Source organism: Bradyrhizobium ingae (assembly GCF_055791185.1).
In genome coordinates, this window is sequence record NZ_JBVUBB010000031.1 from 1 (window position 1) to 12,573 (window position 12,573).

The 12,573-nt window shown below is 64.8% G+C and carries 13 protein-coding genes; 3 read left to right on the forward strand and 10 right to left on the reverse strand.

All coding sequences use genetic code 11. The features are described from left to right. Positions 1–229: 229 nt before the first annotated feature. The 8 genes from ACV1FX_RS31400 to dnaK all read right to left on the reverse strand — a co-directional run bounded on the left by ACV1FX_RS31400 (position 230) and on the right by dnaK (position 7,455). Positions 230–853 (reverse strand): 2,3-bisphosphoglycerate-dependent phosphoglycerate mutase, encoded by a 624-nt coding sequence (locus ACV1FX_RS31400; protein WP_473121417.1) that lies wholly within the window; start codon positions 851–853, stop codon positions 230–232. A gap of 30 nt (positions 854–883) precedes the next feature. Beyond that, positions 884–1,699: a 4-hydroxy-tetrahydrodipicolinate reductase gene (dapB, locus tag ACV1FX_RS31405; protein ID WP_473121418.1), complete on the reverse strand. Its 816-nt coding sequence runs from the start codon at positions 1,697–1,699 to the stop codon at positions 884–886. 118 nt (positions 1,700–1,817) lie between these two features. Next, positions 1,818–2,123: a DUF1330 domain-containing protein gene (locus ACV1FX_RS31410; protein WP_473121419.1), complete on the reverse strand. Its 306-nt coding sequence runs from the start codon at positions 2,121–2,123 to the stop codon at positions 1,818–1,820. A gap of 21 nt (positions 2,124–2,144) precedes the next feature. Beyond that, positions 2,145–2,855, reverse strand: coding sequence for an orotidine-5'-phosphate decarboxylase (gene pyrF, locus ACV1FX_RS31415; protein ID WP_473121420.1), 711 nt, complete (start codon positions 2,853–2,855; stop codon positions 2,145–2,147). 6 nt (positions 2,856–2,861) lie between these two features. Continuing rightward, complete coding sequence (locus ACV1FX_RS31420) at positions 2,862–3,440, reverse strand: NADPH-dependent FMN reductase (RefSeq protein WP_473121421.1); 579 nt, start codon at positions 3,438–3,440, stop codon at positions 2,862–2,864. A 57-nt stretch (positions 3,441–3,497) separates the two neighbouring features. Continuing rightward, complete coding sequence (locus ACV1FX_RS31425) at positions 3,498–4,097, reverse strand: class I SAM-dependent methyltransferase (protein ID WP_473121422.1); 600 nt, start codon at positions 4,095–4,097, stop codon at positions 3,498–3,500. Positions 4,098–4,185: 88 nt separating this feature from the next. After that, positions 4,186–5,319 (reverse strand): molecular chaperone DnaJ, encoded by a 1,134-nt coding sequence (gene dnaJ / locus ACV1FX_RS31430; protein WP_473121423.1) that lies wholly within the window; start codon positions 5,317–5,319, stop codon positions 4,186–4,188. Positions 5,320–5,553: 234 nt separating this feature from the next. Continuing rightward, on the reverse strand, positions 5,554–7,455 hold the full coding sequence (gene dnaK / locus ACV1FX_RS31435) for a molecular chaperone DnaK (RefSeq protein ID WP_473121424.1): 1,902 nt from the start codon (positions 7,453–7,455) through the stop codon (positions 5,554–5,556). 404 nt (positions 7,456–7,859) lie between these two features. On the opposite strand from dnaK, the gene ACV1FX_RS31440 reads away from it, so the two are divergent. Together ACV1FX_RS31440 and pncA are read left to right on the forward strand one after the other, a co-directional pair. Further along, the gene (locus ACV1FX_RS31440) at positions 7,860–8,798 is read left to right on the forward strand and encodes a hypothetical protein (protein WP_473121425.1); all 939 of its coding nucleotides are present in this window, start codon (positions 7,860–7,862) and stop codon (positions 8,796–8,798) included. A 266-nt stretch (positions 8,799–9,064) separates the two neighbouring features. After that, the gene (gene pncA, locus ACV1FX_RS31445) at positions 9,065–9,787 is read left to right on the forward strand and encodes a bifunctional nicotinamidase/pyrazinamidase (protein ID WP_473121426.1); all 723 of its coding nucleotides are present in this window, start codon (positions 9,065–9,067) and stop codon (positions 9,785–9,787) included. Positions 9,788–9,861: 74 nt separating this feature from the next. Here pncA and grpE read toward each other — a convergent pair whose 3' ends face one another. Continuing rightward, positions 9,862–10,476 carry a nucleotide exchange factor GrpE gene (grpE, locus tag ACV1FX_RS31450; RefSeq protein WP_473121427.1) on the reverse strand — a complete coding sequence of 205 codons (615 nt, stop codon included), beginning with the start codon at positions 10,474–10,476 and terminating at the stop codon, positions 9,862–9,864. Between the two features lie 112 nt (positions 10,477–10,588). Beyond that, complete coding sequence (hrcA, locus tag ACV1FX_RS31455; protein ID WP_473121428.1) at positions 10,589–11,677, reverse strand: heat-inducible transcriptional repressor HrcA; 1,089 nt, start codon at positions 11,675–11,677, stop codon at positions 10,589–10,591. 181 nt (positions 11,678–11,858) lie between these two features. Here hrcA and rph point away from each other — a divergent pair, with 181 nt between their 5' ends. Continuing rightward, positions 11,859–12,572 (forward strand): ribonuclease PH, encoded by a 714-nt coding sequence (rph, locus tag ACV1FX_RS31460; protein ID WP_473121429.1) that lies wholly within the window; start codon positions 11,859–11,861, stop codon positions 12,570–12,572. Position 12,573 lies beyond the last annotated feature (1 nt).

Genomic DNA, 12,573 nt, shown 5'->3' on the forward strand with positions numbered 1-12,573 from the left:
ACTTCGACGTATCCATCCCAATACGGATAATCTGGCTCACGGACGGCTCCTGTGAATGAGTTTCTGACAACCTCATTCTGGCACACTGATGCCGTAGGGGGCCGTCCACACCATCACCCCAGGGAGCTATTGTGGCGCGAAGTGCTGACCACCAGTCTTCGCAACAACGAAGGCCGGCGGTTATAGGTCCTGGCTTTCGCCAGGACGACACCGAATGTGCTGAGGCGCCTTACGACGCCAGATCCAGCTTCGACGCCACCGTCGAATCCGCATTCAGCCGGTAGATGATCGGAACGCCCGTCGCCAGCTCGCGCTTCAAGATGCCTTCCGGCGAGAGCTTTTCCAGCACCATGATCAGCGCGCGCAGCGAGTTGCCGTGGGCGGCAACCAGCGTGCGCTTGCCGTTGAGCACGCCCGGCAAGATCTCTTGCACGTAGTAAGGCAGCGCGCGCGCGAGCGTGTCCTTCAGGCTTTCGCCGCCGGGCGGCGGCACATCGTAGGAACGGCGCCAGACATGGACCTGCTCCTCGCCCCATTTCTTGCGGGCGTCGTCCTTGTTGAGGCCGGAGAGATCGCCATAGTCGCGCTCGTTCAGCGCGAGGTCCTTCGAGGTGGGTAGTCCGGTCTGGCCGAGCTCAGTGAGGATGAGATCGAGCGTATGCTGGGCGCGCGTCAGCACCGAGGTGAAGGCGACGTCGAAGACGAGGCCATTGGCCTTCAGCTTGCGGCCGGCGTCCTTGGCTTCCGCCACGCCCTGCTCGGTGAGATCGGGATCCTTCCATCCCGTGAACAGGTTCTTCAGATTCCATTCGCTCTGGCCGTGGCGCACGAGCACGAGAAGACGTTCGCTCATTCCTGCTGTCCGTTCCTTGCGTTCGATTGATCAGGTATCGCCGAGGCCGAGCACATCGGCCATCGAGTAGAGGCCCGGCTTCTTGCCGTGGGCCCACAGCGCCGCCTTCAGCGCGCCATGGGCGAACAGCATGCGGTCCTCGGCGAGATGCGACAGCGTCAGGCGCTCGAACGGGCCGAGAAAGCTCACGCTGTGCTCACCGGCGACGGTACCGCCACGCAGGGAGGCAAAGCCGATATCGCCGGGCTTACGCGCGCCGGTGATGCCATCGCGGCCACGGGCCGAATGATCCCTCAGCGAAATGCCGCGGCCGCTCGCTGCGGCTTCGCCCAGCATCAGTGCCGTGCCCGAGGGCGCGTCGACCTTGGCACGGTGGTGCGATTCCACGATTTCGATATCGAAGTCGTCGCCCAGCGACTGCGCCACGCGCTTGACCAGCGCGGTGAGCAGATTGACGCCGAGGCTCATGTTACCGGATTTGACGACAACGGCGCGGTTGGTGACGCTCTTGATCACCGCGTCATCGGACGCCGAGAGACCGGTCGTACCGATGACATGAACGAGCCCGCGCTGTGCGGCGATCGCGACATTGGCAATGGTCGCGGCCGGCACCGTGAAGTCGAGAATGCCGTCGGCCTCGGCCGACATCGCCCAGAGATCGGCCGAAAGCGTCACGCCATTGGCCGGGAGACCTGCGAGAACGCCGGAATCCTTGCCCAGGAGTTCCGATCCGGGCGCCTCCAGCGCGCCAACCAGCACCGCGCCTTTGGTCTCGGTAATCGCACGCGTCAGCGTCCGGCCCATCCGGCCGCCGGCTCCAGCAACAATCAAGCGCATGTCGGACATGGTGTGATCCTCTTCGGGGCCCGTTGTAGCGGGGGGATGCTGTTCCGGCAACCGAGGGGGCAACCATCATCGTCATTCCGGCGCACCCGAAGGGCGAACCCGGAATGACGGAGGAAGCTTACGGCTGCGGGCCGTCGTAGCCTTCGATGACGATGAGATCGGCGATCGAGTGCGGCTGGCGCACCTTGATGTTGGCCTGGTATTCCGGCGAGTTGTAGCAGGCGAGCGCGGTCTCGTAGTCGGGGAATTCGATCACGACGTTGCGGCTACGGCTGGCGCCCTCGACAGTGGTGAGCTTGCCGCCGCGAACGACAAAACGGCCGCCCCATTTCTTGAAGATGGCGGCGTTCGCCGCCGCATAGACCTTGTAGCCCTCGTCATTGTGAACGTCGACGCGCCCGATCCAGTAGCCTTTTGCCGTCATTCTTCTTCTCCTCGTTGATGTTCAGGTCAGCGCCTGCGCGATCTCTGTCTGGATGGCCTCGGCCGCTGCCTTGGGATCTGTGGCTTCGATGATGGGACGTCCCACCACGAGATAGTCGGCGCCCGCGGCGAGCGCGCGTCCCGGCGTCATGATGCGCTTCTGGTCGCCGGTCGGCGCGCCTGCGGGACGGATGCCGGGCGTGACGAGGGTCATCTGGTGGCCAACGACCTTGCGCAAGCTACCTGCTTCCTCGGGCGCGCAGACGAGCCCGTCGACGCCGAGCACCTGCGCCTGCTGCGCACGCGCCTCGACAAGCTCGGAGACGCCGATCCGGTAACCGGCCGCATGCAGATCGTCATCATTGTAGGAGGTCAGCACGGTCACGCCGAGAATCTTCAGGGCCGACGCGCCACGCCCCTCGACCGCCGCCTTCATGGTCTGCGGATAAGCGTGCACCGTGAGAAAGGTCGCGCCGAGTTTGCCGATGCTCTGGACGCCCTGCATCACCGTATTGCCGATGTCGTGCAGCTTGAGATCGAGAAACACTTTCTTGCCGCGGTCCGCGAGCTTGCCGACCAGGGGCAAGCCGCCGGCATAAGTGAGCCGATAGCCGATCTTGTAGAAGGTGACGCTGTCGCCAAGCCGATCGATCATCGTCTCCGCCAATTCCGGGCTCGGCAGGTCGAGCGCGACGATCAGGCGGTCGCGGGGGGCGATTTCGGCTTGCGTCATGTCACCTCACATCATGCGTTGGGAAATGTCGATCAGTTGCCGCACCAGGTCCTGCAACGCAGCGATATCGCTCTCGTTCTTCAGCCTGTCCATATCGTCATAGGCCTGGTCGGCAAAGGCGAGCGCGAGCTGGCTGGCAATCACATTGGCGTGGCACGAGCTCAGGATCAGCCGCAAGGCCCCTAGCGCACGCGCGCCGCCGAGCCTGCTCTGCGAGGCGCCGGCGATTGCGAAGGCGCGGTTGCGGAAAACTTCGCCGCGCCTCTCGTGCGGGTCCTGGACGCGAGTGATCCAGTCGATCGCATTCTTGAGCAGCGGCGGCACGGAGGCATTGTATTCGGGCGTGACGATCAAGATCCCCTGATGCGCGCCGATCATGCGCTTCAGATTGACCGCGTGCTTGGGCACGCCGGACTTCACATGCAGGTCTTCGTCATAGATCGGCAGCGGAAAGTCGGCGAGCGAGATGCGGGTGACGTCGACGCCGGCCTGGGCGAATTCATAGGCGGCGACCGCCGCCAGCTTCGCATTGTGCGAGCCTGTGCGCAGCGAGCCGGGTATGATCAGTATCTTTGGTGCGGCCATCCAGAAAAACGCGTTCGGCGAAAAGGATCCGCCGCGCGAAGACGAAAGCCGACGGAATTAGCCCTTGCGATACACCCAGACGCGGGCCGGCGGAAGGTTCATCCAGATCCGTTCCGAGGCCTCTGTGGACACGCCGGGCAGCGATTTCGGGATCGGCGGCACCACCGAATAGGTGAACTGCACGAAGGGCGCGCCGGGCGCGAGCGCCGTGAAGGCATCGCGGATGAGGCGCAGGCGCGTGAACATCGGCTTGGTGACCAGCGGCAGGCCGGAGACGACGGCAGAGGCAGGCGCGCTCAGCACCTTCCAGAGCGTGTCGCGCAGGCGGTAGGCATCGCCCTGCACCACCGTGGCTTGCGGATAGCGGTCGCGCAGCAGCGCGCAGAAGCCGGGATTGTATTCGACGAGGACGAGGCGCTTCTGATCGATGCCGCGCTCGACCAGCGCGCTGGTGATGGCGCCGGTGCCGGGCCCGAGCTCGACCACCGGTCCGTCCGCATCGAGATCGACATACTGCGCCATGGTGCGGGCGAGCAGCCGGCCCGACGGCATCACCGCCCCCATGTGGAGCGGCTTTTCGATCCACGACCTGAGAAAGCGGACCTCGTCGTCGAGACGGGGCTTCTTCAACGCGCGCACGGACGATTGCATGGGCATGTCAGGACCGGACGGGACCGCGTCGCCGCGGCGTGTCAGAAAATGGTCATAAAGACGTATAGGCCGCGAACGATACGGTCAAGCCGAGTCAATTCGCCCGATTACCGAAGAAATCCTTGACCTTGGCGAAGAAGCCCGCGGATTCCGGCTGGGTCACGCCGGAGGAGAGCTTTTCGAACTCGGCCAGCAATTCCTGCTGCTTTTTGGTGAGATTTTGCGGGGTCTCGACCGCGACCTGGACATACATGTCGCCGGTCTGGCGCGAGCGCAGCACCGGCATGCCCTTTGATGCAATGCGGAATCGGCGACCGGACTGGGTTCCGGCCGGAATCTTCACCTTGGACTTACCCTTGTCGATGGTCGGCACTTCGAACTCGCCGCCCAGGGCCGCCGTGACCATCGAGATCGGCACGCGGCAATGCAAATCGGCGCCGTCGCGCTGGAAGAACTGGTGCTGGGACAGCGAGAGGAAAATGTAGAGGTCGCCGGACGGACCGCCGCGCACCCCCGCCTCGCCTTCGCCGGCGAGCCTGATCCGCGTGCCGTCCTCGACGCCCTGGGGAATATTGACCGACAGCGTCCGCTCCCGCGTGACGCGGCCTTGCCCGACACAGGACGGGCAGGCGTCCTCGATCATCTGGCCGCGGCCCTGGCAGCCCGGGCAGGTGCGCTCCAGCGTGAAGAAGCCCTGCGACTGCCGCACGCGGCCGGCGCCGGCGCAGGTCGAGCAGGTCTTCGGCTTGGTGCCGGCCTTGGCGCCGGTCCCCGAACAGGATTCGCAGGTGACGGAGACCGGGATCTCGATCTGCGCGGTCTTGCCGCCGAAGGCCTCCTCGAGCGTGATCTCCATGTTGTAGCGCAGGTCGGCCCCACGCTCACGGCCGCCGCGGCCGCGCTGTCCGGCCATGCCGAACAGGTCTTCGAAAATGTCCGAGAATGACGAGGCGAAGCCCGCGCCGAAACCGGCGCCACCGCCGCCGAAGCCACCGCCCTGCTCGAAGGCCGCATGACCATAGCGGTCGTAGGCCGCGCGCTTGTCCTTGTCCTTCAGGACCTCATAGGCCTCGTTGATCTCCTTGAAGCGAACTTCGCTCGAATCATCCCCGGGATTGCGGTCGGGATGGAATTTCATCGCCAGCTTGCGGAAGGACGATTTCAATACGGAATCGTCGGCGTCGCGTTCGACTTCGAGGGTTTCGTAGTAGCAGCGCTTGGTGGACATTGTGAGCTCGGTCGGTCGTTCAGGCCGGGACAAAACAGCGTCGCCACGCGACGATATGAGCACCCCCTCGCCTCACGGCAATGGGCTGCATGGCTGCATGCAGAATAGCGGCTGGGAGTTGATCTGACGTAACGGGGACGCACCCCGCCTGACCCGGCACGACAGCCTCCCCCTTGTGGGGGGAGGCAATCGCAGCATGGGTGCAAGCCGTCCGCATCATGAACCTCAACGGGTTCAGGCGGACTTCTTGTTGGTCTTGTCGTCGTCGACTTCGGTGAACTCCGCGTCGACGACGTCGTCCTTGGCCGCATCCTTCTTGGCGTCGGCCTCGGCCTGCTGCTTGTACATGGCTTCGCCGAGCTTCATCGAAGCCTGGGCCAGCGTGTTGGTCTTGGCCTTGATCGCCTCGGCATCGTCGCCCTTCAGCGCTTCCTTGAGATCGCTGACGGCATCCTCGATGGCTCGGCGCTCCGTCTCGGCGACCTTCGAGCCGTGCTCGGCCAGCGCCTTCTCGGTGGAATGCACCAGCGCGTCGGCATGGTTCTTGGCGTCGACCGCCTCGCGGCGCTGCTTGTCGGCCGCGGCATTGGCCTCGGCGTCCTTGACCATCTTGTCGATGTCGGCTTCCGACAGACCACCGGAGGCCTGGATGCGGATCTGCTGCTCCTTGCCGGTCGCCTTGTCCTTGGCCGACACGTTGACGATGCCGTTGGCGTCGATGTCGAAGGTCACCTCGATCTGCGGCATGCCGCGCGGGGCCGGCGGAATGCCCATCAGGTCGAACTGGCCGAGCATCTTGTTGTCGGCCGCCATCTCACGCTCGCCCTGGAAGACGCGGATGGTGACCGCGTTCTGGTTGTCCTCGGCGGTCGAGAACACCTGGCTCTTCTTGGTCGGGATCGTGGTGTTGCGGTCGATGATGCGGGTGAACACGCCGCCCAGCGTCTCGATGCCCAGCGACAGCGGGGTCACGTCGAGCAGCAGCACGTCCTTGACGTCGCCCTGGAGCACGCCGGCCTGGATCGCGGCGCCGATCGCCACGACTTCGTCCGGGTTGACGCCCTTGTGCGGCTCCTTGCCGAACAGTTGCTTCACGACTTCCTGGACCTTCGGCATGCGCGACATGCCGCCGACCAGAACGACTTCGCCGATCTCACCGGCGGTGACGCCGGCATCCTTCAGCGCCTTGCGGCAGGGCTCGACGGTCTTCTGGATGAGGTCGTCGACCAGCGCCTCGAACTTGGCGCGGGTGAGCTTCATGGTCAGATGCTTCGGCCCGGTCTGGTCCGCCGTGATGAACGGCAGGTTGATCTCGGTCTGTGTCGTCGAGGACAGCTCGATCTTGGCCTTTTCAGCGGCTTCCTTCAGGCGCTGCAAAGCGAGCTTGTCGTTGCGCAGGTTGATGCCCTGCTCCTTCTGGAACTCATCGGCAAGATAGCCAACGAGGCGCATGTCGAAATCCTCGCCGCCGAGGAAGGTGTCGCCGTTGGTCGACTTCACCTCGAACACGCCGTCGCCGATCTCGAGAATGGAGATATCGAACGTTCCGCCGCCGAGGTCGTAAACCGCGATCGTGCCGGTCTTGGTCTTGTCCAGACCATAGGCGAGCGCAGCCGCGGTCGGCTCGTTGATGATGCGCAGCACTTCGAGGCCCGCGATCTTGCCGGCGTCTTTCGTTGCCTGGCGCTGGGCGTCGTTGAAGTAGGCGGGAACGGTGATGACGGCCTGATCGACCTTCTGGCCGAGATGGGCTTCCGCGGTCTCCTTCATCTTCTGCAAGATGAACGCCGAGACCTGCGAGGGCGAATAGGTCTGGCCATCGGCCTCGACCCAGGCGTCGCCGTTGGAAGCCTTTACGATCTTGTACGGAACGAGCTTCTTGTCCTTCTCGACCATCGGGTCGTCGTAGCGGCGGCCGATGAGGCGCTTCACTGCGAAGAAGGTGCGCTCGGGATTCGTGACGGCCTGGCGCTTGGCGGGCTGGCCGACGAGGCGCTCACCGTCGTCCGTGACGGCGACGATCGAAGGCGTCGTGCGCATGCCCTCGGAATTCTCGATAACTTTGGCGTTCTTGCCATCCATTACGGCGACGCACGAGTTCGTGGTGCCGAGGTCGATCCCAATGACCTTTCCCATGGTCCTGATATCCTTCTTTTTGCGGCAGGTTGGTTGGGCCCAGAAGGCACCCGATCCAAAACCCCCTAAGATCAAACATCCGCGATATTGCGATGGTTGAGGCTCATATAGGAGGGGGGGAGGGGCCCGCAAGGACCGAACGCAAGTTTCAGCCGCGAAAACATTGGGTTTTGGAAGATCATACCGGCCTCGAAAGCCGCTCTTGGTGAGGGTTTATTAAGGGGTTCAGTCCTCAGCGCCGGGCTATCGTGTCCAACCCTGTTACGGCTCGGCCAAACCCGTTAATAGAGCGGGCGACAAAGGCCTGGACGGCCGGACAGCTCCGCCAGGGACCGCGCCCCGCGCGACAAAGGGCCCGACGGCCGACCATCGAACGGCCTCAATATGGACCAAGTAGACTAGCCATGAAATTGATACGCCCCCTCGCCGCGCTCGTCTTTGCCATTGCTTCCGCCCTTCCGGCCCTCGCGGCCGATGCCGTTTTCCCGCCGGGTGCGCGCGTCGGCATGGTGCCGTTGATCGGCCTCTCCCAGGCCAAGACCTTTCCGGGCTTCGAGAGCGACGACGGAGGCGTCAAGGTGCTGGTCACCGAGCTGCCGTCCGACGCCTATGGCGAGGTCGCCAACGCCTTCAAGACCAATCCCGGCGGCATGGGCAACATCAAGCCGGACAAGCTCGATACGCCGGCGGGTCTTGCCTATTACACCGTCGAGACCGGCAAGAACGGCGCGGAGACGGTGAAGCGGTATTCGATGATCGTGCCGGGCGCCGGCTTTTCCGGCTATGTCGCCGTGCAGGTCCCCGAGAATGCCACCAAGATCTACTCGGACGACGCCGTGCGGCAGATGTTCGCCACCGCGGTGACGCGCAAGGAGGTGCCGGTCGACGAGCAGCTCGGGCAGATGCCGTTCAGGATCACCGATCTCGCCGACTTCAAGAATGTCCGCACGCTGTCGCCCGGCGCCAGCGTCGTGCTGGCCGACGGCGACGAGACCACGGGATTCGAGCCCAAGCCGTACATGATCATCGGCCTGATCGGCGCAACGCCGCAGCAGGCGGATGATCGCGCCCGCTTCGCGCAGGAGGCAGCGATGCAGATCCCCGGCTTGCGCGAGTCCAGAATCACCATGTCCGAGCAGATCCGCGTCAACGGCCAGCCGGCGATGGAAACCCGGCTCGACGGCGTCAGCGGCAAGGACAAGACGCCTGTCACGGTCGTGCAATGGATCCGCTTCGGCGGCGGCACGTCGCTGCGCATCATCGCCAGCGCCCCGCGCGACCAGTGGTCGGAGTCCTTCACGCGCTTCCGTGCGGTGCGCGACGGCATCCAGCCGAAAGGGTAGCCGTCTTTACAATGGACGGCGCGCTCCATCCCCGCTTGCGGGGGAGGGCTGGGGAGAGGGTGTCTCCGCAATCGAGAACCCCCAAGAGGAGAAAGCCCTCACCCGGCGCCTTGCGCCGACCTCTCCCGCAAGCGGGAGAGGTGCACCGAGCTTGCGGCAACAGCTCACTCCCTAGCCAAAGCCGGCCGCATTTTCGGGCTTTTGTTCGTACACAAATGGAACTAGCCTCCCCTCCCGTTAGGTTCATCCTGGAGGGAGGACGTACGATGCTGGATCGGCGCAAAGTACTCGCGGGCGTTTCCACTGTTGCTCTCGCGAGCTTCGTTTCAAGCAAGCTCAAGGCAGCGACGGCGATCAAACCCGATGATGCCTCCGCGCTGCTGGTGATCGACGTGCAAAACTGCTTCCTGCCCGGCGGCAGCCTCGCCGTGAAGGAAGGCGAGCAGGTGGTGCCGGTGATCAACAAGATCGCCAAATCCTTCGCCAATGTCGTGATGACGCAGGACTGGCACACGCCGGGGCACGTGTCGTTCGCCTCTGTTCACTCCGGCAAGAAACCGTTCGAGACCATCGACCTGCCCTATGGCAAGCAGGTGCTGTGGCCCGACCATTGCGTGCAGGGCACCGACGGCGCCGCGCTCTCGAAGGACCTGTCGATCCCGCAGGCCGAGCTCATTATCCGCAAGGGCTTTCACAAGGACGTCGACAGCTACTCGGCCTTCCTGGAGGCCGACGGCAAGACATCGACCGGCCTCGCCGCCTATCTGAAGTCGCGCAAGATCAAGCGCGTCTTCGTCGCGGGTCTCGCAACCGATTTCTGCGTCGCCTGGACCGCGCTCGACGCGCGCAAGGCCGGCTTCGAGGTCTATGTGGTGGAGGACGCCTGCCGCGGCATCGACACGCAAGGCTCGCTCGCGAAAGCCTGGGCCGACATGGCCAAGGCCGGCGTGAAGCGGATCCAGTCTGCGGATATCGCGGCCACGGCGTAAGGCGCGCAAACCGTCATTCCGGGGCGGCTCGAAGAGCCGAACCCGGAATGACGACATAACTTTCAGAACACGGCTTACGCCGCGCCGTTCGACTCGTTGTTGTTGGCGGCGGCAGCCGCCTTCGCGCCGCCCTTGGCGACGCCGACGAGGGCCGGGCGCAGCACGCGCTCGCCGATCGTGTAGCCGGCCTGCACGACCTGGACCACGGTGCCCGACGGCACCGACGGATCGGGCACCTCGAACATCGCCTGCTGGAAGTTCGGATCGAACTTCTGGCCCGAGGGGTCGAACTTCTTCACGCCGTGTTTTTCCAGCGCGTTGAGCAGCGAGCGCTCGGTGAGCTCCACGCCCTCGATCAGCGCGGTGAGGCCGGGATCGGCATTGGCACGCGCCTCGGCCGGCACCGCATCGAGCGCACGCTGGAGGTTGTCGGCGATGTCGAGCACGTCGCGCGCAAAACCGGTGATGCCGTAGAGGCGCGCGTCGGCGACCTCCTTGGTGGTGCGCTTGCGCAAATTCTCCATCTCGGCCAGCGTCCGCAGCATGCGGTCGCGCGCCTCGGCGGCTTCCTTCTGCAAGACCTCGACCGAACCGGGTTCCGGATCGTCGGGCATGATGTAGGGCTTCGACACCACGGGCTCGCCGGTCGGCGCGGTCGTGTCTTCGGATTGCCGGTCTCGCTCGGTCATCGGCTGCCTTCTCGAACTCGTCTGGTCTAAAAGTCGTCTGGGATTTTTCTCGCCGGGATATCGTGCTTCGCAGCGCGAAAATCAAGCACCCGTGATCAGGCGAAAACGGTCGTCAGCCACCCAAAAGGCGGCTGACGATGCGGGCGGCGTAATCCACGGTCGGAATCACGCGGGCATAATTCAGCCGGGTCGGCCCGATCACGCCCAGAACACCGACGATGTGACCGGCGGCATCCCGATACGGCGAGATGATCGTCGAGGAGCCCGACAGCGAGAACAGCTTGTTCTCCGAGCCGATGAAGATGCGCACGCCCTCGGCGGTCTCGGCGCGCCCGAGCAGGTCGATCACGCCGCGCTTGGTCTCGAGATCGTCGAACAGCAGCCGCACCCGCTCGAGATCCTCCAGCGCATGGAGGTCTTCGAGCAGATTGGCGTGGCCGCGCACGATGAGCTGGCGGTCCTCGTTCTCGCCGCCGGACCAGCTCGCGATGCCCGCCGAGATCACCTTCTGGGTGAGCTGGTCGAGCTCGGCGCGGGCCTGCCCGAGTGCGGTTTCCAGCTCGAGCCGCGCCTCGGCCAGGGTACGGCCGCGGATACGGGCATTGAGGAAGTTGGAAGCCTCCGTCAGCGCCGAGGAGGGAACCCCGAGCGGCAGCGTCAGCACGCGGTTCTCGACCTGGCCGTCCTCGCCGACCAGGATCACCAGCGCACGCTCCGGTTCCAGGCGGACGAATTCGATATGCTTCAGCCGCGCATTGGATTTCGGCGTCAAGACGACGGCCGCGGCGCGGGTGAGGCCCGACAGCCGCGTCAGCGCCTCCTCCAGGGCCGCCTCGACCGACTGGGCGTGACCGACGGTGGTGAGCTGGCTCTGGATCGATTGCCGCTCGGCCTCGTTCAGCTCACCGACCTGCATCAGGGCATCGACGAAGAAGCGCAGGCCGAGTTCCGTCGGCAGCCGGCCGGCGGAGGTGTGCGGGGCATAGATCAGGCCGAGCTGTTCCAGGTCGGCCATGACGTTGCGCACCGAGGCCGGCGACAGCGGCAACGCGATCAGGCGCGAAATATTGCGCGAGCCGACCGGCTCGCCAGTCGCCAGATAACTCTCGACGATTTGACGAAAGATGTCGCGAGAACGCTCGTTGAGCTGGGCGAGGCCTGCGCGCGGCGCGATCAGATGAATCGGATCGTGATGGGCCACAGACGGTAACTCCTCTCAGTTGCACATAATTTGTCCATCTGGAGGGCCCCTGACAAGCGGGTCTTTGGCCGGGGTGGGGACAGCGTTTCGCCGCCCCGGGGGAAAAGCGCTTGCCGGGCCCCCTTCCCCCTCCTACAAGCACCGCGAACAGCCTTTCCCTGCGAGTTTTGGAGGATTTCCCATGCGGCCAAGCCGCCGTGCGCCCGACGAATTGCGCCCCGTGACGCTGGAGCGCGGCGTGGTCAAATATGCGGAAGGCTCCTGCCTCGTGAAGTTCGGCGACACCCATGTGCTGGTCACCGCCACGCTGGAGGACCGTTTGCCGCCGTGGTTGAAGGGCCAGGGCCGTGGCTGGGTCACGGCCGAATACGGCATGTTGCCCCGCGCGACCTCGGAACGTACTCGACGCGAGGCTTCCGCCGGCAAGCAGAGCGGCCGCACCGTCGAGATCCAGCGCCTGATCGGCCGCTCGCTTCGCACCATCGTCGATCTCGAAGCGCTCGGCGAGCGCCAGATCACGGTCGATTGCGACGTGCTCCAGGCCGACGGCGGCACGCGCACGGCCTCGATCACCGGCGCCTGGGTCGCGCTCGCCGACTGCATCAACTGGATGAAGACGCGCAACATGATCAAGGCCAACGTGCTGCGCGACAACGTCGCCGCGATCTCCTGCGGCATCTACAACGGCACGCCGGTGCTCGATCTCGATTATGCCGAGGACTCCGAAGCCGAGACCGACGCCAATTTCGTCATGACGGGCGATGGCCGTATCATCGAGGTCCAGGGCACCGCGGAACGCGAGCCGTTCACGGAAGGCGAGTTCCTGTCGCTGATGGCGCTGGCCCGCAAGGGTGTCGCGCGTCTCGTGGACTTGCAGAAAATGGCGGTGGCGTAGT